Raw genomic sequence first — 24,423 nt, 5'->3', positions numbered from 1 at the left:
ATGAAAAGGCTCCTTATATTTTTGATGATCATTACCAGTGTGGGCGCGCTGTACAGCTGCCGCAAAATGCTGGAAATACAGCCAAACGACCGCCTCCTGGAAGACGCCGTATTTTCAGACAGGAATGCCATCTATGGCGTTCTGAACGGCATCTATACCCAGATGGGGGATGCCGACAGCTATGGGAACGGGCTTACCATGACAGTTACCGACCTGCTGGCGCAATACTACAGCACCTACCCGAGAAGCTACAACGAGCTGGTAGCGGGCAGTTATAACAATACTACTGTAACCGCGCTTACCGATCCTATCTGGTTGAAATCGTACAACCTGATACTGCAGAACAACATATTGCAGGGGCATGTGAAGAGGGACAGGAACAATGGATTATCTGAAGCCGACAGGCAGATCATCCTGGGTGAATCATACGCTATCCGTGCGTTCCTTCACTTCGACCTGGTTCGTCTTTTCGGACCTGTGTATGCCATAGACTCCACCAGCAAAGCCATTCCTTACAATACAGATGAAAAGCAACGCGTACAGGCCATAGTGCCGGCCCGGGAAGTATTGCAAAGGATATGGCAGGACCTTGACAGCGCCGCCCTGCTACTGAAAAATGACCCGGTGATCACTAACGGTGTTACCAATGTGACCAGCACAGTGATGGCAGATAACTTTATGCAACGCCGGAACCTGCGCCTGAACTATTTTGCAGTGAGAGCATTGCAGGCCAGGGTAGCATTGTACACCGGTAACAAAGCCACTGCATTTCAAATGGCTACAGAGGTTATTACACGGGCCCAGAAGATTTTCCCCTGGAGCCCGGCGGAAGCTTCGCTGGTGGGTGGTCCGGGGCAGGACCTGGTGTTCTCTTCTGAAAATATCTTTGCTCTTTTAAACAGTAAATTGTACGCCTATTACCTGTCATTGTTCGCGCCGGTACTAACTGACAATGCAATTTTAAAACCAGACGAAAAAGGGCTGCTTACTTTTTACGACAATAACATCAATGATTTCCGGTACAGGGGCTGGTGGCGGCTGGACCCTGCCACCAGGCAGAAAACAAAGACCTTTATCAAATACATGCACCCGGTCGACAGCTTGGCCGTCTCCTTCTATATGCAACCACTCATCCGGATATCCGAGATGTACTATATAGCAGCAGAAACCAGTACCGATCCCACAGAAGGACTTAACTACCTGAATGCGGTAAGGACCCAGCGCGGACTTATTGCTGTAACTAACCCGGCTGATCTGCCAGACGCTATTGCCAAAGAGTACCGGAGGGAGTTTTGGGGAGAAGGGCAACTGTTTTTCTTCTACAAGAGAAAAAACATCGCCCTGGTTCCTACTACTGCCGGCACGGCCACCACAACTACGTTTACACCACAACGTTATATTATTCCATTACCGCCATCAGAAGTCCTGAACAGGTAACTTCCTTACTAAAACATTTATGTATGTTGAAACATATCATTTTATATACTTCTCCGCGGATCTGGCTGGCAGGGTTGATCTTCCTGCTGTGCGCCTGCAAAAAAGACCGCCTGCCGGAGTATGAGGGAGAGAGCAGTATTTATTTTTACAATCCCTATTACCAATATAGTATTGCGTCTCAGTATGATGTGAGGGATAGCGCCAGCATTTACCTCGGATACAACCCGGCCGACTCCCTGTTAAAGCTCACTGTAAAAACCCTGGGACGTATTCAGAATTCGGACAGGCCATATGTGCTGGTAACAGACACGGATTCTTCCACGGCAGTGGCAGGGAGAGATTATATACTGACCACCCGGCAGCAGATCCCCGCCAATGGTTATTCTGATACCATTTACCTGCTGTTTAAAAACAGGCAGTTGCGAAGTTCTTCTTTTACCCTGCTATTACGTCTACAGGCCAATGATCATTTTGCGCTTCCACTGGAGAATGCAAGGGGAGGTAACGACAACAAAGATTTCTGGATGCCTTACCGGTTTAAGATCAATATTATCTATGATGCTCCCAAGCCTTACTACTGGGACGCCAACCTGGATTACCTCGGCGCCTATAGCCCGGAGAAGCTTCGTCTTATGATCAGCTATTTTTCTTTACCACTGAATACGATCCTCAATAATGGTATTGTATATAAACCGCAGAAAATAAGATCTGATGCGGCAGCCTTCAAAAAATACCTGCAGAAAGAAGCCGCCGCCGGGCATATTATCCGGGAAGCGGATGGCAGCCCTATGCAGATGGGACCTAAATCATAATATAAAACCAGCAATCATGTTGCCAGGAAAAATAATCAATACGACAATTGTTATACTAACACTTTTTTCCGCTATTGCCTGCTCCCGTAAACTGGAGCTGAAGGATCTGAAAGATATCCATAAAGTGGGCGTTACCGGTATCGACAGCATCTACTACGTCAATGTGGGAGACACTTTGCGTATCCGGGCGGAATTACAGGGCGGGGAGGGAAATGTAAGAGATACGAACCGCTATGAATTCAGCTGGGCCTATTACCGGTCAGGCGGGTTTGAGAAAATAGTTATGCCCGACCTGAAGTTTGTGGCCAGTACCATCGGGGAGTTCAACTGGTACTTCCGTATTACCGATAAGCAAACAGGTTTGTTCACCCAGCAACCGTTCAAAGTATCTATCCTTACGCCTACCAAAGAAGGATGGTATGTGCTGTGCGATGTGGGAAATAATCATTCCCGGCTGGATATGCTGAGCTATAACCCGGCGGGCACTTATTCCGCCATTCCGGATATAATGACAAAAATGGGAGCGCCCTATGAGCTGAAGGGTAAGCCGGTGAGCGTGGATTACGCTCTTACCTACCTGAACTTCGCTTTTGAGTCGGCCATTGTAGTGACCGACCAGGATGCGGTGCAACTGGACGCCTCACTGCTCAAGGTGGAACACCAGTTATCGGAAGCTTTTCCTGTTGCGGCCAATTTTCGCCCGGCTTCCTTTACGGCGCTATATAGTTATTATGCCGGCCTTTTCAATGTAAATGGCGCCATTTATTATTCAGGACCGGATTATATAGGCGACGCTGCGGGACCGGTAAGCCGTTCCGCAGCAGATGACACACCGCTGAAGGCCTCTCCACAGATGGCTTCCAGCGAGGATTTCCTCGGAGCACAAAATACCGACATGGTTGTTTTTGATGATAACCAGCAGGCATTCTTTACCATTTCCGGACTGGATCATGTAAGGCCTACGCCGGTGCCTCTTGGAAATGGCTCCCTGTTTAATTTCCAGGTCCATAAAAAACTGGTGTCGTTACTTTTTACTCCCTACAACGGAGGTGAATTTTATGCCGTGTTGCAGGATAATGCGGCAACCACCCGTTACCTGGCTATTTTCAATGCCAAAGGTCAGCAGCGTTATTTCGGAGAATTAAAAGGAACAGATATTGCGCAGGCCAGCTTGTTTGCCGTGAGCGGGGAATTTGGCTATCTTTTTTACAGCTCAGGTGGTAAGGTATATGAATTTGACCCGGTGAATAATACCAACCCGCTGGTGGCAGACCTGGGCGCCAAAAATATCAGTTACCTGCGGGCGCCAAGATTCCCGCTGTCGATCACTTTTTCAAATTCAGCGGCGCGTATCAGGGAACTTACGCGGAAGCTGATCATCGGCACCTATGAAGAAGCCAACATCGGTACTTCCGGGGTGATCGGTATCTATGATGTTCCGGCGGCCAATAAACCTCTGGTGTTAAAAGATCAGTACAGTGGTTTTGGAAAAGTGGTATCCATGTGTTACAAAGAGCCGTCGTAGCCTGTGTGGTAAAGAAGCCGGGAAAGGCGGATTCATGACATTTGTAATAGTTCCGATTTGCTCCAACAGTTGGATAATATTCTAAAAACCCGAAACCCTCGTTGGAACAACTTTTCGCTTAAAATCGGACCAAAGCGTTTTGCCTTTAATGGCGTTTTTATGGTAGAAAACCTTTTTGTGGAATGCGCTTGTAACCGGCTCTACACCCATACCGTATTCCTCATTATTCTTCAGATGCTTGCTGAGCTTATCCATAAAGGATTTTACGGTCTTGTCCGGTGTTTTGGAGATGATCCTGAGACTTAAATTTTCAATATTTCCTGCATCCGATCTGCCGCCCAGTACCTCTATGGCATGAACACAAAAATTATCGTCGAAGAAACTTTCATGCACGTTTTCCACGAAAGTTTCGGACGTGAGATAGAAGGCATGATAATGTTCATTTATTTCTTTCTCCGGGTTTTCAATCTTTTCAATTTCGACAATGGTGCTGGTTTCCTCTTTTATTGTTTCCATGTACAGGCGCATACCGTTGTCCCGTATGAGCGTATGTATATCTCTGAGTAGGGTTTCGACTGGAACAAAGATGTTTATCAGGTTGGGCATATATTTTTATTAATTTTGTTTGTGTACCAGGTAAATCTTCCCTGGTTCCAGATATGTCCGGCGGCAGCCGCTATTGCAGGTGAACAGTAACGGCGAGTTTTGACATCTGTAGGGAAACGACAGGCGGCTTTACTGCCGGATCAGGAAAGAAGATGTAAAGAACGGTCATGATTTTGCAGTGTTAAAGTTAAAGGTTTCCCGACTCCCAATTTGACCAGTGGTTATTCGCAGGTAGAGATGGCTTCCACAATGTAATATCTTTAGTGACAAGAATTTTTGCAATGAGCTGATATAGCTCCTCCTGACTGGGGTTATGATCATCGGCATAAACACTGCTAAAATGGAAATGATCAATGGTCATTAATTTTCGTAAATCCCCAGGTATATGCTGCCGGATTTCTGTTTCAGTTGCCGCGAGCAGAGTAGGTGCTGTGTCACTGTAATATCGGATGAGATCTTCAAAGCTGATCAAATCCCTTGGGTTATCTTCTTTTCTTGAATGAATCCCCAGACTCCTGTACTTTGACGTATCCTGCTCAATAGGCACATTGACATCCCTGATTTTGACATATTGTGCATTGGGGTTGATCATTTCAAATTGTTCCATATCCTCGCCTTCTTTATTACAAATTCGATCCCATTCGTCTCCTGTGATTAATATAATGTAATTTATATTCGAGATATATCTTCCCTCCGGATAAGAGGTGATAGGATAATCAATGCAGTTGCCAAAATAGTATAGTTCAATTTCTGCCCTTAGCCCCCGGTTCTGATAGCCGCTTTTCTCTGCAACCACGGCCCATCGCTCCTCATCCGCATACAGGTGAATTCTATTGCCAGCTGTTTCGCAGTAGCCATGCTCAAGGTCAAGCCAGAAACGGTAACTGGTATCGTTCTTATTCCCAACGGGGTAGTATTCATCTTCTTCGATGCTTAAATTGGGGTCAAAATGTGACAGAATAATTGATTCGGTGTACATGTTTTATTCTTAATCAGGTAATAGATATCTTATATAGGTTGCTGATTCAGGCAATATACTAATTGTTTGCAGATGAATCAAGCGGTCCTCATACAACCTTAAAAGCAGCTGAAAGATCCCGATAAGATGTTTGTTGGGACTAAAGGCCAGATGAACATACTCATTAGCTTAAACTGTGCAAATCTTTTTTGTATTGTGGAGGAGAGAGTTGGAGTTCCGCATCTACACCTGCTTTCCCGCGTCCCGGAATCGCTTTTATTATTTTGGGAATCGGGATAAACATTTATTTTTACCGTTATGGGACAATTAAGAATGGAATTAGGCATCTGTAAGCCTGTTCCCAACACAGATCATTTTTCGCATGTACACGGCCGCTTACAGATCGTAATCGATGAAAAGGTAGTACCTGCCATGGGCTATTTTGGAGAGGAAGATGTGTGTTTGAATGCCTGGTTTAATGTGTTGGGGACTATAGTCCGTAACTTCGAATCAGGAAAAGATACTGAATACACCTACGATGAAGGGGAACAGGGACAGCCGGCATTCCAATTTGTGTTGATCAAACCTAACGAGGTAGCCTTTTCGATTGTTGATTCGGCTATCTCAGGTAGTGGTGGCAGCAAAAAATGGCGCAACAAAACCTTTCCGCTTTCTGATCTGAAGAAAAGTTATCAGAAAGTGGCCGAACAGTTTTTGAAAGAAGTAGCTGCTAAAGCACCGGCACAGTTGCCACACTGGAAGAAGATTATTGGAAGTGTATAATACTTTGACAAAAAAATATCCATTTTCAGCAGCAACACCAGAAGAAAAAAACTACCGTCCATTTACTTAATTATTGAGTTGTTCTGCCAGCCCGATAATAATCCCTTCGGTTCCGCGGATATAACAGAGGCGATACAGGTTTTCATACTGAACAATTTCGCCGACAAGCTGGGCTCCATGCTTGCTCAGCCGGGGTAACAGCTCATCAAGATTATCAACAGCGAACATAACACGAAGATAGCCGAGCGCGTTCACAGGAGCATTACGGTGGTCGGAGATAGTAGCGGGAGCTAAAAACTGCGAGATCTCGAGCCGGCTGTGACCATCCGGAGTAACCATCATAGCAATTTCTACGCTTTGATCACCCAACCCGGTAATGCGTCCAGCCCATTCACCCTCCACTTTTGCTCTCCCTTCGAGCGTCAGACCCAACTCCGTGAAAAAAGTGATGGCATTATCGAGAGATTCCACAACGATGCCAACATTGTCCATTCTGAGTACTTTACTTTTTGTCATAGTCATTGCATTCAGGTAATACTTTCCGAAGATAGAGAATGTCAGGTAATTTTACTTACCGCTTCTTTTTTTTTATTAAATTGAAAGACAATTCACCGCCGGGGAGTGATGGCCGAAAGAATTTTGACCTATACGACGGGTAAGCCTGTCTCGTGGCAGATTCCTGAAACAACTATTGGCAGAATCCCTTTTGATAATAACTATAAAACATTTACAGGCATATGAAATTGTTTTGTATTCCGTATGCAGGAGGATCTGCAGTTATATACCAGAGATGGGAACGTCTCCTTGATCGTTCAATAGAGCTGATGCCGGTGGAACTCGCAGGCAGAGGCAGAAGGATTGGTGAAACATTGTATGATACGGTAGAGGACGCGGTAAATGATGTGTATGGTTATATTTTGAAACAGGCCAATGGCAAGCCCTATGCTATATTCGGACACAGTATGGGAGCAATGATTACCTACTATCTCCTTAAAAAAATAAGAAAGGAGCAGGTACAAGCTCCGGCCTGCGTATTTTTTTCCGGCCGGGGAGCTCCACATGTTGTGCGGCACGACAAACTAAAATATAGCGAAATGGCGCCGGATAGGTTCAGGGAAGAAGTCATCCGTCTCGGAGGTACCTCTCCGGAGTTTTTTGATATACCTGAACTGGTGGAAGTTTTTATGCCCATGTTGAAGAATGATTTCAGATTGGCAGAAAATGCAGCGGATACATTAGCGGCACATGCACCGCTCAAACAGGACATACATGTATTTATCGGGGAAGACGATGATCTTTCCACTGAACAGCGCGATGGCTGGAAAGACGTTACCAGCGGTCATTGTCATTTTGTTTACTTCAAAGGCGGTCATTTTTATATTAATGATCATGTAGCAGACCTTGTTCATCAGATTAATCGGCTGATCCGGAATGGCAGGCCCCAATAATGCACTCACTGGAAAAATGAAACGATGAATCCATCCTTATCCAATGACCGGACGTTTTTTGTGCGCGAATATAGCAATCATCCCGATAGGAGAGGCCGCGTTCATCTTGTTCTTCTGCCTTCTTTTTAATGAGAGAGCGTAAAATGTTCTGATCGGATATACCGGTAGGTGGCAAAATGTGAATAGGTAACAAATCGGTTAAACATATCCGTTTTGCGCAACGAGTGAAGATCGTCAAGACAGGTCTGCTCATAATCTCCGAGCATTTCCCTGAAATCGAGTATTTCCACATCACCTTTAAGATCAACAAAAAAGTGGCTATTGTTAGAATAGTCGATTTGATATTCCTTATTGGCCGCGTTTGGATAAAAGCGTTTGATGATGTGCCAGGTTTTCTCTCCCGGAAGGGTCACATCCCATTTGATGAGGTTACGATGCAGAAACAAAAAGGTATTATCCGGTGCATGTTGAACCATAGTGGTACCATAGAAACGTTTATCTGCTGCGATATACCCGCAGGTACCCACCTGTTGTTGTATCATATGAAACGGCTTGTTCAATGCGATCCATGCAAATTTGAAGGTATCTTTGTCACCGTACAGCATCTGATAATAATGATCACTTTGTGTATTGAAATACATAGCAAGATTTAATGCTTCCCAGCATTTTTCTTTATCGATCAATATTTGTCCGCTTTCCTGTTCCTGTATGTCAAATTTGTTGGAGTCAATTATTTCCCAGATTGGATTCGTTGGGGCCGTGCGCCAATAGTCGGGCCAAAATACCGCGCCATGTTCAAGATACTGAGGCATGGAAAACAGGGTATCCGGATTTTTAACGCACATATTATCGGCATCCAGGAATAGCACTTCCCGGAAACTGCTTTGTATAATGGACAGTGGCTTTAACATGAATCCTGAAAGTGATACGGGGCCGCCTTCCATGAAATTCCTGCAGCTAACCCCCAGTGTACTGAATGCCTGGATAATTTCATCCGAAAGTTCATTACCCATATACCATATTTCTATCGGAAGGTTGCAGCCAAGACGGCGAAGCATTTTTACGGTTATCCAGCTACAGGTAAAATATCGGAGGCCACCCGCGCAAATAACAATACCACGGTCTTTGAAATTTCCGTGATAGGGTTTTATTTCCGGAATGTGCGCCTGCCAGTTGTCCCGCAATTTTTTTATAGTGTCTTCGTCAGTGTTATAGTCGGTATCCCTTATCCCGTTGCTTCTGAAAATACTTGGCATATTGGTAGGTTGTATTTGAAATCTTACTGCGCGATTTGAAAGTTGCTCTTAATTTTATTGATGAAGGTCCCGGCATTCTGATCCCACCAGGTACCTATATAATAATGAACAGCATATGCGTTTTTCAGTTTTTCCTGAATTGCTTCGCTATATTCCTCCGTGTGCAGCAACTGACTGATTTCGTCCTTAGTAAGTGGGAACAGGTATTGAGAATCGAGAATGGTTACTTCCTGCTTATTGGAACACTCATTATAGACTCTGGAGACCATAAAAGGGCCGGTGCTTTCCAGTATATTATTATTGACATGGTCCATATTTATCTCTGACTGTTGTAATTCAGAACGCAGTAAGGAGAAAAAATCATGTTGCGGTATGGTAGCCATAAAGGCGTTGCTGATGATAAAATCTTTACCATGTAATTCGCAATGTTCTTCCGGCTCTTTACCGAAAACGCAGGTCGTATCTTTTAACAGATCGTCCATGTTCCTGCTGCAAACAAAGTCCATATCTACGAATATGCCGCCATATGTTTGGAGAATAAGATACCGTACAGCATCCACTCTTTGTATATTGGCGGTATAAGTATCGTACGTTTGTTTAAACCCGGGATAATTGTCTGCTATGAACTGCGCATTGTCTTCATCTGTCCATAGTCTGTATTCCCAGTCCGGGTGATGATCTTTCCAGGTATTAGCCAGGGTTTGAAAGATGTCTGGTATATCGTTATTTTTCCAGGTCTGATGGATGATCTTGGGTATTTTCATTTGAGTCGGGGATTACCGGTAAACAGAAATTGTGCGGTTTGGGCTAAACTAATTTGTCGCATTCTAAAATACATTTTTTTAATAACAGACAAGAAATTTTTTTCTTTGTGCACACAGTTTGCAATTTTGTCAGCGGACATGATATGTTCAGTACTGAACATAGTTGGTATATTTAATATGTAATTATTTCTGGTAACTATTCTATTAGGAGGCTGGCATTCTTTTTGGCCCAACTGTTTTCGTATATTCGGAAAGTGTAATGATTCACGATTAAAGCGTTTGTATGCTGATAAACTATTTGAAAATAGCCTGGCGAAATTTTCTTAAAGCTAAGATATATTCTTTCATCAATGTAACGGGTCTTGCTCTGGGAATGGCGGTGTCATTGTTACTCGGGTTATGGATCTGGGATGAAGTGTCGTTTAATCATTACCACGAGCATCATCACAAGTTGGCAAGGGTGCTATCCAATCAAACCTTTAATGGTAAAATCACCACTGAACCTGTAGTATCTATTCCAACAGAGAAGGAGTTGAAAACGAATTATGGCGGGGATTTTAAGCGGCTTGCATTGACCTCCTGGCCTGCAGAACACCTCGTTAACTATGAAAACGGAAAATTTTTTCAAAGTGGATTATGGGTACAGCCTGACTTTCCGAAAATGTTTACGCTGAAAATGGTAAGGGGTGAAGCTAAACTGGATGCACCGGAAACGGTGTTGATATCAGCTTCGCTTGCCCGCAAACTTTTTGATAATGAAGATCCGATAGGAAAATCAATCAAAACGGATAACAAATTAAATCTGAATGTGGTAGGGGTTTATGAGGACTGGCCTCACAACTCTACCTTCTACGATATTAAAATTTTATTGCCCTGGGATAGCTATTACCTGGTAGATGATTGGGTAAAAGCAGCTGAAAGTCAATGGGATAATCATGCTTTCCAGTTATTTGCGCAGTTAAATGATGAGGCCGAGCCGGAAAAAGTAGCTGCCAAGATCAGGAATATCCCTGGTCAGCATATCAGTGAGGGCAAAGAAGAATTGTTCCTGCATATGATGGATAAATGGCACCTGTATGGAGAATTCAGCAATGGAGAAATTTCAGGTGGGTTTATACAATATGTCAGAATGCTGGGGATTATCGGTTTGTTTGTACTGCTGTTAGCCTGTATCAACTTCATCAACCTTTCCACGGCGCGTAGTGAAATGAGGGCTAAAGAAGTAGGAATCAGGAAAACTATGGGCTCGCTGAGAGGGCAGTTGATATGGCAATTCATGTGGGAGTCTGTATTTATTGTTTTTTTTAGCCTTGTGCTTGCCATTGTTTTGGTACAATGTGCATTACCGCTTTTTAATAACATGGCGGACAAACATATATTTATTCCATGGACAAACCTGTATTTTTGGTTGGCTGTTATTTTGTTCCTGGGGGTTACGAGTATGCTTGCAGGTAGTTACCCCGCATTTTTCCTGTCGCGCTTCGAGGCTATCAAGGCGTTGAAAGGGTTGGTGAACATAGGACGTTTAGGCGTTACGCCTAGAAAGGTTTTTGTAGTGATCCAGTTTACCGCTTCCGTTACCCTTATTATTGCCACAATAGTGGTGTATAGCCAGGTAAGGTATGCCAAGAACCGGTTGGTGGGTTACAATAAGGAAGGCTTAATTACTGTGAATATCAATACCCCTGAGATATACGGTCATTATAATGCGATCCGGGAAGATCTGTTACAAAGCGGCGCAGTAACAGAAGTATCGGCAGCTTCCAACGCATCTACCGAAAGAGGAACTACCAACACCAATTTCCAATGGAGCGGTAAGGATGCCACGGGCAATTTCATTTTCCGAACCGTGGCGGTTACACATGACTTTGGCAAAACAATAAACTGGAAGATAAGGCAGGGGCGCGATTTTTCAAGAGACTTTCCATCCGATACCGGCAGTTTCATAGTTAACGAAGCGGCGGTAAAGGTGATGGGCTTTAGGGAACCGGTAGGACAAACCATTGTCTGGAATGGAAAACCACGACCAATAGTAGGAGTGGTGCGGGATATGGTGATGGAGTCGCCCTATGAGCCGGTAAGACCAACCATCTTTTTTCTGAACTACAGTGAAAGCTGGATCAGCGTGCTGACAATCCGTATGAAACAGGGAATGCCGGTGCGTGGAGCGTTGGATAAAATAGCCTCCGTGTTTCAACGATATGATCCCCATACCCCTTTTGTATTTAAATTTAATGACGAAGAATACGCCCGGAAGTTTTATAACGAAGAGCAGATGGGGAATCTCATTACCTTCTTTTCGATTTTTGCCATCTTTATTTCTTATATCGGGCTTTTAGGCCTCGCGTCATTCATTGCAGAGCGACGTACGAAGGAAATTGGCATCCGGAAGGTCATGGGCGCATCGGTGCTGGCCTTGTGGCAGTTACTGTCAAAAGAATTCGTTGTATTGGTACTCATCGCCTGTATTATTTCAACCCCCCTTGCCTGGTATGTGCTCAGTCGATGGTTGCACCAGTTCGCTTTTCGTATTGAAATCAGCTGGTGGATCTTCCCGGTGGTAGCAATAGCTACACTGGCTATCACACTACTTACAGTGAGCTATAAGATTGTAAAAACCGCCTGTATTAACCCGGTTAAAAGTCTGAAATCAGATTGATGAAAGCCATTGTTGTTAACCGGACTTAAATCCTGATCCCAGTTATGAAATAATTATTTCTTCCCCTTTGTAAGGATGACTATACATGCATGCCCCCTTTGCAAGACATCCTTTTTCCGCTAATATTTAGCGGAATAATTCGTTGTTTTTCAAAAAAAATAAGATTATTACGTTAAAGTTTATATATTAACGTCTACTTATACACGCAATAAGGGTGTAAAAATTGCCGCGTTAATAAATAATAAGGATACTATGCCATTGGAAAAATCAACATTAAATTGATATGTGGTAGCATATTGCTGGCTCTTCGCCAGCAAAAATGCACTATTCTGTTTGTTAAAAACATTGTCTACCCGAATAATTATTCTATATGCAGTTTAAACTTTGGAATCTTGCGATAGTGGATGACTCCATGTTATTCAGAAAGTTACTTAGAAGTAATTTTGTTGAACACGAGAGATTAAATGTAGCGATCGATACATCTGAGTTATATGACTTGTTTCAGAAGCTAAAGGACTATCCGGTAGATGTTCTGATTATTGATGTTTTGACGCAGCAGCAAAATATCAGGGATTCTCTCAGGCGGATTCATCAGGAATATCCCGATATTAAAATACTGATTCTTTCCATGTGTACGGATGTCGGGATTATCAACGACCTGTTAAATCTCGGCGTATACGGATATGTTTCCAAAACGGAAAGTCCGGAAGAGCTGATGAAGGCGGTTATAAGTATCTGTGAAGGAAAAATTTACAGGAACAGGTATTTTACAGAATTGCTTTACCTGGGCATTCAACGGAATATAGGGCAACTGGCAGATGATAAAAACATTAAGCTGGCAGATAGGGAAATAAGGATTCTGGAATTGTTATGGGAAGAAAAAAGTAACAAAGAAATTGCAGATCTGCTACACCTGAGTATCCGCTCCGTAGAAAAAATCCGGCAAAATATTAAGGATAAAATTGGCGTGAAGTCTACCGTTGGGCTGTTGAGATATGCAGTGGAGAACAATATTATTTATACCACCCCTAAGCCCCTTTTAAATTACAGATGACCCAGTTTTTTCGTAAAAACCGCACTTTTTTTAGTAGTCTTCCTATATCCCCGATTAGAAAATCGAATTAAATTGGTTATCATAATTGATAGCCATTAAATAATATATGCCGGTTGAGAAAATCCTCTTGAAAGTAAGAATGGTACTTACTGTAGCGTTAGCTATACACCCATAAATTTAAGGACTGTAATTCTATTTTTGATTACCCTAATCAGTGTTAACCGCATGAACACATTCACTACCGGATGGTATGTAATGTATACAAGGCCACAGCACGAGAAGAAAGTAACTATCCGCCTTTCTGAGCTTGGTTTCTCTTGTTATTTACCCATCAGAAAAATGCTTAAGATCTGGCATGACAGGAAAAAGTACGTGGAAGAACCACTCTTCCAGTCTTATGTATTCGTGCATCTTAATGGTATCGAGGACTATTATCTGGGACAGCATCTTCCCGGTGTACTGCAGTATGTACGGTTTGGAAAGGAGGTGGCCAGAGTGAGCGAGGATATTATCAATAGCATAAAGTTGATTATTTATAGTAACATGGAGGTGGAGTTATCTGCCACTCACTTCCGGCAGGGACAGCAGCTGCTTATCAAACAAGGCCCCCTTACCGGTTTGGCTTGTGAAGTAGTACAGATGGACAACAGGCAAAAGATATTGGTAAGGGTACGCATGCTGCAAAGAAACCTGCTGATCACATTGCCGCCCGATTATTTTGATGTCGACACAGAAGGCAGCATTAGAAACAGCGCTCTCAGATGAAATTATTTCCCGCCCACTACCGGATTCTGATATACCTGGTAGCCATCTTACTCAGTAATACTGCATTGGGCCATCAGGTGATCGATGATCGTCTGCTCCGGAAAATTGACAGCTCCGTTTCCATATGGATGAAGAAAGGGAAGATTCCGGGTGCCAGCCTGGTATTGGTAAGTGGTGACTATTCCGTTATCAGGTGCTACGGATATGCGGATCTTGCACTGGAAAAAAAAGTAGTGCCCGGCACATTGTTTGAATTGGGCTCCTGTAGTAAGGCATTCACCGCAATGGCTGTTATGCAGCTGGAAAGGAACGGACAACTGCGCCTCGATAATAAAGTAACAGACTACCTGCCATGGTTCCGGATGAAATATAAAAATGTAGTGGCAGGAATCACCCTTCGCCAGCTTTTGCATCATACATCCGGTATCCCCTGGGAAACCATTGCCGGCATTCCGGAGGATAGCAGCAGCGGCGCGCTGGAACGAACAGTACGCACAGTCATGGGTACTTCTCTACGGCATAAACCAGGAAAACAATTTGAATACGCTACGGTACATTACGATATACTGGCGCTTATTGTAGAAAAGGTAACGGGAATGACCTTTGAACGCTACCTCCGCGATAGTGTTATTAAGAAGATTGGTTTGTCCCACACATCGATAGCAATACCCGATGATGCAATGATGATGGCCACCGGGTACAAAACAGGTTTCCTGCGGCCATTCCCCTATGTAGCCCCGAGATATGCCGGGAATAACGCTGCAGGCTATGTTATTTCGAATGCAACGGATATGCAGGAGTGGTTGCGGTTCCAGATGGGATTAACCGACAGCGAAACTTACACGGTTGCCCAGGCTACACAAAAGCGCGATGAAACTGTACCATTACATAACATGTCGTCTTATGCAATGGGCTGGAATGTTTCCCTGAATGGAAATGAAGAAATATACCACGATGGGCTCAACCCCAATTTCAGCTCCTACCTGGCATTCAGAAAAAAAAGACAACTGGGCGTGGCACTTTTAACCAATTCGGGTAGCAGCTACACCCCCTGGATAGGAGACATGGTACTCAAGATACTGGCGGCTGATGATATTGATAAAGACGGATTTTCCGATGACAGGAGTGACAGCATCTATACACTAATATGTGGAGTACTGGCAATATATATAATGTTGTTGTTGGCAGGACTGCTGGTGATGATCTGGCAACTGGCCGCCGGGAAACGGAAAAGGGGAGATAGGCCACTGAAAAGTATACTAAAGCTGCTTACGGCCATGTTGCTGGGTGTGCCCTTTTTGATCGGCATCTATTACATTCCCGTGGTGATGGCGGGCTTTAACTGGGATGCCGCTATTGTATGGAGTCCTCTCAGCTTTAAGGCGATGATCCTGATGATCCTATCCGCTTTCTTCTTCAGCTACCTGGCCTATTTTGTTGGATTACTGTTTCCTGCAACCGACAAATTACAAGGTACAATGCCCAGGGTGGTGCTTTTTAGCGTCTTCTCGGGGATCGCGAATATGATCATTATCGCTTTAGTAACATCTTCCATCAACAGTGAAGTCGAGTTGAAATACCTGCTCCTGTATTATATACTTGCTTTGTCTGTATATCTCCTGGGAAGAAGGTTTGTACAGATAAACCTAACCAGGATGACCCGGAATATCGTGTTTGAGTTAAGGATGAAAATGATTGAAAAAATATTTTCGACTTCTTATCAGCGGTTCGAAAAAATGGACAGCGGGCGTATCTATACCGTATTGAATGATGATGTGACTATGATCGGGGAATCTGCCAACACGGTGGTATCACTCATTACCAGCATTTTCACCACGCTGACGGCCTTTCTCTACCTGGCTGTTATTTCCTTTTGGGCTACTACATTAACGGTGACATTGATTATCCTGATATCCGTGATCTATTATTTTGTCAGCAAAAGCACTAATGTATATTTCGAGGAAGCCCGCGAAACCAGGAACAGCTTTATTAACCTCGTTAACGGAATGATTGAGGGTTTCAAGGAAATCAGTCTGCATAGAAAGAAAAAAGCGGAGTATAAACAGGATATTGCTGATACTGCAGATGAATACCGGAAGAAAATCTCCATTGCCAATATCCATTTCGTTAATGCATTCCTCGTAGGGGAATCCCTGTTGGTACTTTTACTGGGCGTAGTGGCGTTCGTGATCCCTAAAATATTCCCATACGTCCAGTCCCACGTCGTTATCAGCTTTGTGGTGGTGCTGCTGTACCTTATTGCTCCCGTGAACGAAATACTCAATTCGGTTCCCTCCATTATGCAGTTGAAAGTGGCCTGGTCCAGAATCCAACTTTTCCTGAATGAAATACCACAAGGTGCCGGACAAGGAGGAGTACAGGCGGCACCTGTTACCAGGCATACGGTTTTCCGGGTAGACGGACTGACATTTCAATACAAAGATGAAAATGACCATATAGATTTTGCTATCGGACCAGTAGATTTTACTGTGAAGGCAGGTGAAATATTATTCATCATAGGCGGGAACGGCAGTGGTAAAACAACACTTGCCAAACTGCTGACAGGACTTTATCAGCCGGACCAGGGAAATATATACCTGGATGATGAAATAATATCAGGAGAGCAACTGAGTGAATGTTTTTCCACTGTATTCAGTCCCGCTTATTTATTCAATAAGCTCTATAACCTGGATACAACTAAAAAAGCGGAGGAAATAAAAAAATACCTGCAATTGCTGCATCTGACCGATAAAGTAACAGTCAACGGTAATCGATACAGCACAATTAAGTTGTCGGGAGGCCAGCGGAAAAGATTGGCATTACTGCAATGTTACCTGGAAGATTCCCCTGTTTACCTGTTTGATGAATGGGCGGCAGACCAGGATCCTGCCTATCGTAACTTCTTTTATCGTCGCCTGCTGCCGGAGATGAAGATGGCCGGAAAAATCATTATTGCAATCACACATGACGACCACTATTTTGATATAGCGGATACGGTATTGGAAATGAATCAGGGACAGCTTAGGCCCTGGAAGGGGCACCCCGCAGACATTCTAACAAATACGTAAAATCTCATAAACAAACATGATACAAAGGATTGAAATCTGGCATGCTGAATATAATCTTCAGCATAAGGACACCCTTAGAGAGCTACCGGAAGAAAAGGCCATATTCGGGGTTTTCGGGATTGTAAATGATGAACCGGCCAACTGCAGGTACATAGGAGAAACAGACTCCCTGCATACCGCCATCAAGGATCTTTTCAGGGAACCTGCCAATGAAGGACTGAAGAAGTTTTTCCAGGGCCCGTGGATTAAAATGTTACAGTTTGAACTGTTGCCGGAATCTTCCAGGGAAAACAGGTTGGAACTGGTGAAGGATTGGGAAACGAAATATATTCCCAAAATAGATGAAGAAGGAGAATACCCTGGTTACTACACAGATTAATCCAACTACTATGCATAAGATTGGAGATGTACCTGAAATACATAAGATAAACAGTCAGCTGGATGAACTCCGGCAAAAAGGGATCGTGTTGGATTGGGAAATACCTTGCATGGAGATACTGACAAGAAAATCAGCGGCATTGTACTTCATCACAGCCGTATCGGAAGAAGCCGAGCCCTTGATATGGGAAACCTTGAAGATCCATGACGGATTTAGATATCGGATGAATGACCTGACTGATATATCCCACCTTAAATGGTGCGTGACTTTTAATAATGACCCGATATCTGACAGCAAATCAATGTGAAGACGGGAAACTTTACACCAGCGCCTCTGCCACATAACTGACTTCAAAAGCGACCGGTTTTCTGCGGCGCCTAATGGCCAGACCGGTCGGAAAGGACATAGCAGGCTATTTAAAAACAACAGCTAAAAATCATGCGGATAACGACATTGTTTGACATGCTGGAAAATGTAAAAGACGTCCGGGATGCGGGCGTAACTTTTATAGGAAACCAGGGCAACGAAAGCTTTCTATCCTACGGAGAGCTATTTGTCGCCGCATCGCGATGCCTGGGCCTTTTACAAAGTAAAGGTGTCTGCCGGGGTGATGAACTTGTATTCCAGGTAGAGGATAACAGTACCTACCTTATTTTCTTCTGGGCATGCATCCTCGGCGGAATTATACCTGTACCGTTATCCGTAGGCAAAAATGATGATCACCGCAAAAAGGTTTTTACCGTATGGAAATTCCTGCGTCACCCTTTTTTACTGTCGGCGGATGAGCAGCTTGCGCAGTTGACAAAATATGCAGCAGATAATGAGCAGGAAAGTGTTTTGGCGGAAATGTCGGCACGCTTTGTGGCAACGGCAATGCCTGGTCATGACTTCCAGGCATTACTTTATCGCCCCGTCGAAGAGGAGCTGGCTTTCATTCAGTTTTCCTCCGGTTCAACCGGGAATCCTAAAGGCGTGATGCTCACCCACAGGAATTTAATCACCAATATGGAAGATATCGGGGAGGCCGCTGCTTATCATCAATCAGATTGTATGCTGAGCTGGATGCCGCTTACGCATGATATGGGGATGATCGGGTTTCACCTGAGCCCTTTACTTTACGGGATGCAGCATTACCTGTTGCAAACGGACATATTTATCCGCCGCCCGGCGTTATGGCTGGAGAAGGCAAGTGAGCACAAGGCGACTATCCTTTGTTCACCGAACTTTGGGCTTGAATATACCACCCGGCATTGCGTAAAAGCGCCTTACGATCAGTTTGACCTTTCACAGGTAAGGATATTGTATAATGGGGCAGAGCCAATTTCAGAAAGCATTTGTAAGGCATTCCTCTCCGCTTTTTCCAGGCATCAGCTGAAAGAAAATGTGATGTGTCCGGTCTATGGCCTGGCGGAAGCCAGCCTGGCTGTATCTATCCCTGTTTTGAAAGAGGATATCAGCTACCTGCGGTTAGATAGAAACCGGCTCAATGTTGGAGACAGGATGATGGAACCTGCCAGAACGCAGGATGCCATTACTTTTATAGGCGTTGGAAAACCTATCCGGCACTGTGCCGTCAGAATTGTTACCGGTGCGGAGGAAATAGCCCCGGAAGCAACCATCGGCCGCATACAGATTTCAGGAAAGAATGTTACTGCCGGCTATTACAATAATGTGGCTGCCACAGAACTGGTGATAGGAGCTGATAACTGGCTGACGACCGGAGATCTGGGATTTTTTAAAGATGGAATGTTGTACGTAACAGGAAGGGAAAAGGATGTACTTTTTGTAAACAGCCGTAATTACTATTCACACGATATTGAGCAGATAGCTACGGGTATAACCGGAATTGAACTGAATAAGATAGTGGTGACGAGCGTATACGGTGGTGGCGGCAAACAGGGAGAGATTGTGGCTTTCGTTTTTCACAGGGGGCCACTTACACAGTTTCTGGAAATTGAAAGATCACTCAGGGCCCTTATCAGTCATCATTTCGGTTTTGAATTAGGCCGCGTTCTGCCTGTGAAATCAGTGCCAAGAACTACCAGCGGCAAATTGCAGCGATATCGTTTGGCAGAACAACTACTGGCAGGCGATTTTGACACCGCAGAAAAGGAATTAACCCTGCTGAAAGAACAGGCAGCGTATCCCGCCGCAACAGCCACAGAACAACAGCTGATGATCATATGGAAGCAACTGACCGGACAGCAGGCAGAAGGACGATCCGATTTCTTCGCAGATCTGGGGGGTAACTCCTTGCTGGCTGCCGAAATGAGTATGATGATCCGTCAATCCTTTTCAGTTGAACTGCCTGTTAACATATTATACAGTAAACGTACCATAGCGGAATTAGCAGCGGAGATTTCACATCGGAAACGGGCGGGGGAAGATATTTTTCCACCTATCCGGGCAGTACAGGATGCAGCATTTTATCCGTTGGCACCGGTACAGCAACGGATAGGATATTTCTGGCAAATGAACCAGGAAAGCCTCGCGTACAATGTGAGTGTGGTGTTCAGTATCACCGGGAAGTTAGATGCTGCCCGGTTGGAACAATCTATCCGGGAAATAGTAGCACGACATGATGCGCTAAGAATGTCCGTTCGGATGAATAGTGAAGGTCAGGTGTTACAGGTGCACGACCACGTGATCTTTAAACTGGAAATGACGCAGCTAACAGAAGAGGACAGCGTGGATGAGCTCATCAGATCCGCCATCTGTCCTTTTGACCTGTCAGTAGCGCCCTTGTTGAATGGGCATCTTTTCAGGGTGTCTGGAAACAATCATTTATTGTTGCTGGACTTTCATCATATCGTGGCCGACGGTATTTCGGTTTCCATTTTTATTGACGAATTACTCAAATTATATCATGGCATCGGTTTACCGGAATTGCCGGTAAGATATGCAGACTATGCTGCCTGGGACAGGGAGCGTAGCCGGTCGCCTGCACTGGAACGGGAGAGGGCCTATTGGAAACAGCAGCTACAGGGCGAAGTACCGTTACTGGAAATGCCATACGATTATCTGCGCCCCACGAAACCAGATACAGCCGGACGGAAGTTATCATTCCGGTTGGATCCTTCGCAGCTGACACAACTAAAGAAGCTGGCAGCGGAGAATAACTGTACACTCCACTTGTTGTTTTTTACGCTATATGCGTTGCTGTTATCAAAGTATCAGGGAAAAGAGCGTATGGTGATAGGCATACCTGTATCCGGAAGAAGACATCCTGACCTTTTACCATTGATAGGGATGTTTGTAAATAACCTGCCGATAAGCGCTGAAATATCCGGAGAAGAACAGTTTACCAGTCTGCTGCAAAAGATGAAGTATACCATGGAAGCGGCCATTGATCACCAGGACCTTCCCTTTTCAGATATTGCAGATCTTTGTAAAAGTAGTGGGGCCGGAAGAAACGCTGTTTTTGATACAATGTTTGTGTATCAGAATATGCGCGTGCCTTCATTGGAAAATGCGGAGTGGCAAATTACCCGCCGCGATTTTGATACGGGCATCTCCAAATTCGATATTACGATGGAGATTTTTGAAGATGCAGTGGCCCCGGCATACAATATAGAATACGCCACACACTTATTTTCTGAAGATAAAATACATCAACTTTCCAGGCACTTTCAGCGATTGATCAGCATTGTTCTGGAAAATGCGGAAATAAAAGTAGCACAAATGTGCCTGTTGTCTGATGATGACTACCAGGCTGTAATTACCGAATTCAATAAAACATTAGCGACATATCCACAGCATAAACGTATCGAAGTACTGATCAGGGAACAGGCGGCACGAACACCTCATGCAGTGGCTGTTTCCTATGGAGAAAGGGATCTTACCTATGGTGAACTGAGCAGATTATCAGCTATACTGGCTTATAAGCTGAGGGAGAAAGGAATCGATGATGGTGATGTAGTAGCGATTTTATTGCCAAGGTCTCCGGAGTTGATCATCTATATATTGGCGGTATTGAAGTCCGGTGCCTGCTATTTGCCGGTAGATCCGGATTTGCCGGCAGACCGTAAGGCCTTTGTTTTTAAAAGCAGTAAGTGCAAATTAATCCTGACAGGCGCTGAGGGCTATAACGACCCGGAAGGTACCCCATGGTTGTATTGGAACGGTAATGCGAACGGAGAAGAACCCGTTTATAATAAGGAAAATGCAGATACTGAAGATCCTGCCTATGTAATCTATACATCAGGTACTACCGGCAACCCTAAAGGAGTTGTTGTGTCGCACCGTGCACTGGTTAACTATATTACATGGGCAGTTGGGATGTATGCCAATGATCATCAATCATCTTCCGATTTTCCACTTTTCACGTCTGTATCGTTCGATCTGGCAGTAACTTCCATATTTGTTCCACTCGTGACAGGTAACCGTGTGATCATTTATGAAGAGCAAACCGGTGGTTCCTTGCTGGAAGAGGTAATCCGCGATAACAGATCAGATATTGTAAAGTTAACCCCGTCGCATCTCCGGCTGTTGCGTGACAGGCAACTGCTACCCATCAATACTCCCGGCAGGATCCGCTCCTTTATTGTTGGAGGCGAACAGCTGGAGAGTGGACTTGCCATGGATATATATCGTTTATTCGGTGGCCACATCCGGATTTATAATGAGTATGGACCCACAGAGGCAACAGTGGGCTGCATGATATATGAGTTTAATCCGACCGATGCCTTTGTAAATGTGCCGGTGGGGAAACCTATTAGCAATACCCGGATTTATTTGTTGGATAAACACCTGATTCCAGTGCCCGTAGGGGTTCATGGTGAAATATATATTGCAGGGGATGGCCTGGCCTGCGGGTATCTGCATGACCAGGAGCTGACCGGTGCGAGATTTGTAGAGGATCCTTTTGTGCCGGATGCCAGGATGTATAAAACCGGAGATCGGGGTGTACGTACAAACGAAGGTACCATTGAATTCCTGGGCCGGTTCGACAGACAGGTAAAAATTGATGGATACAGAGTAGAGCCCGCAGAAATAGAATACCATCTGTCGGGTTATAAAGAGATAGCACAGGCTGTTGTAACGGTAGTGAAGGACACGCTGGAGCGATTCCGCCTGGTGGCATACTACAGGGCCGTATCAGTACCTGGAGCTGATCTGGATATCGATAACCTGATACAGTATCTGGCGGAACGGATGCCCTATTATATGATCCCTATGCACTTTATTGGGGTGGAAACATTTCCGCTTACTGCCAATGGAAAACTGGATATAGATGCACTTCCGGCACCGGATATGGTATTACATCCCACTGCCGGAAAAAGTATGACAGATATGGAACGGCAGCTCGCGGAAGCCTGGGAGAAAATAATGGGAATAGAAAAAGTAGTAGCAGACAGTAATTTTTTTCATCTCGGGGGAGATTCTATTAAAGCTTTTCAGATCAAAGCCTATCTGCTGGATAGGGGAATATCTGTAGATGCAAAGGATATTTTAACGTACCATACCGTAGCCCGGGTAGCCTTGCATGCCCATCCATTGCTCCCCGACCAGTCAATGCAAATGAAGGCAAGTGGGGAGCGCGCATACTTGCCCATAGAAGCATGGTTTTTTGAAAGAGCATTTAAGCATCCGGCGTTCTATCATCAAACTTTATTACTGGAACTGCGTGAAAATGCCCAAACCCATATTCTTGAACAGGCCTTTCAAATATTGATTTCCCGGCACGATGGTCTCCGGTTGAATTATGATCCCGCTAAAAACTGCCTGTGTTATAATGACCGGCATTTATCCGATTTATTCCTGTTATCGGAATGTAGCGGAGCTACAACAGCAGAACTGGAACGGATTAAGAACACCTTTGATTTAACGCGCGACCTGCTGATAAAAGCTGCAGTGATAGAAGAAGGCAAAAACAAACAACTGCTCATAACAGCACATCACCTGGTGATAGATGGTGTGTCCTGGAGAGTCTTGCTGGCAGACCTTCTACGCATCTATGAATCCCTGCAAAACGAAACAGAGGTTCCCCCGGTGGTAATTTCGATGCCAGCCGGCAACTGGCTGCAATCTCTGCATGAATCTGGGAACAGGATGCTACCTGCCGAAATAGCCTATTGGAAAGAAGCAGAAAGATGCACTTTTTCGCTACCAGTAGCAGATACATTGATTGACTGGCGGTATATCCACCGAAGAACAGTTTCCCGGCACCTGGGCACGGACGAAACAGATTTTTTACTGAAGGAAGCCAATGTCCCTTTTTCAACAGAAGTACCGGTATTACTACTGACCGCTTTGGGAAACGTACTGCAGGAGTGGACAGGAGAGGAGCAGCTGCTGGTAATGATGGAAGGACACGGAAGGCAATTTGAACACAGGGAAGTGCCTGCTACCATCGGTTGGTTTACGGCGTTGTATCCGCTCCTGTTTTACGTGAAAGGAGATACGACCGGAGATCAGATCAGGTGCGTAAAACCAGCAATACGCAAAGGTGCCTCAGCATGGCATAGGATATGGCATTGGCAGGTATCTGAAAGAATATTTTAAAAAAGAAGAAGATAGTAAAACAGCCATCTTATTCAACTATATCGGTCAGGTTGATCACGAATTCAATAACCGGCTTTTTTCTTACAACCATGCGGCCACAGGACGGGAAACACATGAAGAGAATGAAATGTATTGTTTGTTTGAAATGAATTTCCTGGTACTGAGTGGCAGATTACAAATGGAATTATCATTTAACGAAACTGCACATGAGCCGGCATTGGTGTCGGACTTTATAGATCGTTATTTTGGTACACTACGTTCCATGCTGCATTACCTGAAGGAATTGCAGGAGGTGCAGTTATCCCATTCCGATTTTAAATTGGCCAATCTCGATGAACACGACATGAAAACACTTTTCGGATAACCACAGTTCACCATTGAAAGTATTTAACAACACAGCGCATA

The 24,423-nt window shown here is 44.5% G+C and carries 17 protein-coding genes; 12 read left to right on the top strand and 5 right to left on the bottom strand.

From position 1 onward, the window contains the following. From ABIE50_RS21365 to ABIE50_RS21355, 3 genes are read left to right on the top strand one after another with little or no spacing between them, the layout of a single operon-like run. Positions 1–1,437, top strand: a complete 1,437-nt coding sequence (locus tag ABIE50_RS21365) for a RagB/SusD family nutrient uptake outer membrane protein (RefSeq protein WP_209859858.1) — start codon at positions 1–3, stop codon at positions 1,435–1,437. A gap of 23 nt (positions 1,438–1,460) precedes the next feature. After that, positions 1,461–2,249, top strand: a complete 789-nt coding sequence (locus tag ABIE50_RS21360) for a DUF4843 domain-containing protein (RefSeq protein ID WP_209859860.1) — start codon at positions 1,461–1,463, stop codon at positions 2,247–2,249. Positions 2,250–2,265: 16 nt separating this feature from the next. Further along, entirely contained in the window at positions 2,266–3,774 is a 1,509-nt protein-coding gene (locus ABIE50_RS21355) for a PKD-like family lipoprotein (protein ID WP_209859864.1), read from the top strand. An 81-nt stretch (positions 3,775–3,855) separates the two neighbouring features. Here the strand turns inward: ABIE50_RS21355 and ABIE50_RS21350 are convergent, their stop codons facing one another. After that, a complete protein-coding gene (locus ABIE50_RS21350) occupies positions 3,856–4,380 on the bottom strand; it encodes a hypothetical protein (protein WP_209859866.1) in 525 nt (174 codons plus the stop codon). Between the two features lie 187 nt (positions 4,381–4,567). Continuing rightward, positions 4,568–5,359 (bottom strand): DUF7003 family protein, encoded by a 792-nt coding sequence (locus ABIE50_RS21345; RefSeq protein ID WP_209859868.1) that lies wholly within the window; start codon positions 5,357–5,359, stop codon positions 4,568–4,570. A gap of 297 nt (positions 5,360–5,656) precedes the next feature. Between ABIE50_RS21345 and ABIE50_RS21340 the strand changes: the two genes are divergently transcribed. After that, positions 5,657–6,121 (top strand): hypothetical protein, encoded by a 465-nt coding sequence (locus ABIE50_RS21340; RefSeq protein ID WP_209859870.1) that lies wholly within the window; start codon positions 5,657–5,659, stop codon positions 6,119–6,121. A gap of 66 nt (positions 6,122–6,187) precedes the next feature. Here the strand turns inward: ABIE50_RS21340 and ABIE50_RS21335 are convergent, their stop codons facing one another. Continuing rightward, positions 6,188–6,613, bottom strand: a complete 426-nt coding sequence (locus ABIE50_RS21335) for a VOC family protein (RefSeq protein WP_354028110.1) — start codon at positions 6,611–6,613, stop codon at positions 6,188–6,190. A gap of 245 nt (positions 6,614–6,858) precedes the next feature. On the opposite strand from ABIE50_RS21335, the gene ABIE50_RS21330 reads away from it, so the two are divergent. After that, positions 6,859–7,569, top strand: a complete 711-nt coding sequence (locus ABIE50_RS21330; RefSeq protein WP_209859875.1) for a thioesterase II family protein — start codon at positions 6,859–6,861, stop codon at positions 7,567–7,569. 125 nt (positions 7,570–7,694) lie between these two features. Here the strand turns inward: ABIE50_RS21330 and ABIE50_RS21325 are convergent, their stop codons facing one another. Next, positions 7,695–8,825 carry an alpha-mannosyltransferase gene (locus tag ABIE50_RS21325; protein ID WP_209859877.1) on the bottom strand — a complete coding sequence of 377 codons (1,131 nt, stop codon included), beginning with the start codon at positions 8,823–8,825 and terminating at the stop codon, positions 7,695–7,697. Between the two features lie 23 nt (positions 8,826–8,848). After that, complete coding sequence (locus ABIE50_RS21320) at positions 8,849–9,589, bottom strand: glycosyltransferase family 32 protein (protein WP_209859879.1); 741 nt, start codon at positions 9,587–9,589, stop codon at positions 8,849–8,851. A 283-nt stretch (positions 9,590–9,872) separates the two neighbouring features. Between ABIE50_RS21320 and ABIE50_RS21315 the strand changes: the two genes are divergently transcribed. The 7 genes from ABIE50_RS21315 to ABIE50_RS21285 all read left to right on the top strand — a co-directional run bounded on the left by ABIE50_RS21315 (position 9,873) and on the right by ABIE50_RS21285 (position 24,382). After that, on the top strand, positions 9,873–12,248 hold the full coding sequence (locus ABIE50_RS21315; protein ID WP_209859881.1) for an ABC transporter permease: 2,376 nt from the start codon (positions 9,873–9,875) through the stop codon (positions 12,246–12,248). 370 nt (positions 12,249–12,618) lie between these two features. Continuing rightward, entirely contained in the window at positions 12,619–13,302 is a 684-nt protein-coding gene (locus ABIE50_RS21310) for a response regulator (RefSeq protein WP_209859884.1), read from the top strand. A 225-nt stretch (positions 13,303–13,527) separates the two neighbouring features. Beyond that, a complete protein-coding gene (locus ABIE50_RS21305) occupies positions 13,528–14,067 on the top strand; it encodes a UpxY family transcription antiterminator (protein ID WP_209859886.1) in 540 nt (179 codons plus the stop codon). Then, positions 14,064–17,135, top strand: a complete 3,072-nt coding sequence (locus tag ABIE50_RS21300; protein WP_209859888.1) for a cyclic peptide export ABC transporter — start codon at positions 14,064–14,066, stop codon at positions 17,133–17,135. Before ABIE50_RS21305 ends, ABIE50_RS21300 begins: the two co-directional genes overlap by 4 nt. Positions 17,136–17,151: 16 nt before the next feature. After that, complete coding sequence (locus tag ABIE50_RS21295; RefSeq protein WP_209859890.1) at positions 17,152–17,514, top strand: hypothetical protein; 363 nt, start codon at positions 17,152–17,154, stop codon at positions 17,512–17,514. Between the two features lie 438 nt (positions 17,515–17,952). Further along, positions 17,953–24,018, top strand: a complete 6,066-nt coding sequence (locus tag ABIE50_RS21290) for a non-ribosomal peptide synthetase (protein WP_354028109.1) — start codon at positions 17,953–17,955, stop codon at positions 24,016–24,018. Then, positions 23,963–24,382 carry a hypothetical protein gene (locus ABIE50_RS21285; protein ID WP_354028108.1) on the top strand — a complete coding sequence of 140 codons (420 nt, stop codon included), beginning with the start codon at positions 23,963–23,965 and terminating at the stop codon, positions 24,380–24,382. Before ABIE50_RS21290 ends, ABIE50_RS21285 begins: the two co-directional genes overlap by 56 nt. Positions 24,383–24,423 lie beyond the last annotated feature (41 nt).

Origin of the sequence: Chitinophaga sp. OAE865 (assembly GCF_040546735.1) — a bacterium.
GTDB classification, from domain to species: Bacteria; Bacteroidota; Bacteroidia; order Chitinophagales; family Chitinophagaceae; genus Chitinophaga; species Chitinophaga polysaccharea_A.
The sequence above is the reverse complement of the archived record's forward strand: the minus strand, read 5'-3'. Positions and strand labels throughout refer to the sequence as shown.

Coding starts and splice junctions, on each gene's coding strand:
- ABIE50_RS21315 (WP_209859881.1), top strand. CDS start 9,873: ATGCTGATAAACTATTTGAAAATAGCCTGGCGAAATTTTCTTAAAGCT.
- ABIE50_RS21300 (WP_209859888.1), top strand. CDS start 14,064: ATGAAATTATTTCCCGCCCACTACCGGATTCTGATATACCTGGTAGCC.
- ABIE50_RS21305 (WP_209859886.1), top strand. CDS start 13,528: ATGAACACATTCACTACCGGATGGTATGTAATGTATACAAGGCCACAG.
- ABIE50_RS21320 (WP_209859879.1), bottom strand. CDS start 9,589: ATGAAAATACCCAAGATCATCCATCAGACCTGGAAAAATAACGATATA.
- ABIE50_RS21310 (WP_209859884.1), top strand. CDS start 12,619: ATGCAGTTTAAACTTTGGAATCTTGCGATAGTGGATGACTCCATGTTA.
- ABIE50_RS21330 (WP_209859875.1), top strand. CDS start 6,859: ATGAAATTGTTTTGTATTCCGTATGCAGGAGGATCTGCAGTTATATAC.
- ABIE50_RS21325 (WP_209859877.1), bottom strand. CDS start 8,825: ATGCCAAGTATTTTCAGAAGCAACGGGATAAGGGATACCGACTATAAC.
- ABIE50_RS21360 (WP_209859860.1), top strand. CDS start 1,461: ATGTTGAAACATATCATTTTATATACTTCTCCGCGGATCTGGCTGGCA.
- ABIE50_RS21295 (WP_209859890.1), top strand. CDS start 17,152: ATGATACAAAGGATTGAAATCTGGCATGCTGAATATAATCTTCAGCAT.
- ABIE50_RS21345 (WP_209859868.1), bottom strand. CDS start 5,359: ATGTACACCGAATCAATTATTCTGTCACATTTTGACCCCAATTTAAGC.
- ABIE50_RS21355 (WP_209859864.1), top strand. CDS start 2,266: ATGTTGCCAGGAAAAATAATCAATACGACAATTGTTATACTAACACTT.
- ABIE50_RS21350 (WP_209859866.1), bottom strand. CDS start 4,380: ATGCCCAACCTGATAAACATCTTTGTTCCAGTCGAAACCCTACTCAGA.
- ABIE50_RS21335 (WP_354028110.1), bottom strand. CDS start 6,613: ATGGACAATGTTGGCATCGTTGTGGAATCTCTCGATAATGCCATCACT.
- ABIE50_RS21340 (WP_209859870.1), top strand. CDS start 5,657: ATGGGACAATTAAGAATGGAATTAGGCATCTGTAAGCCTGTTCCCAAC.
- ABIE50_RS21290 (WP_354028109.1), top strand. CDS start 17,953: ATGCGGATAACGACATTGTTTGACATGCTGGAAAATGTAAAAGACGTC.
- ABIE50_RS21365 (WP_209859858.1), top strand. CDS start 1: ATGAAAAGGCTCCTTATATTTTTGATGATCATTACCAGTGTGGGCGCG.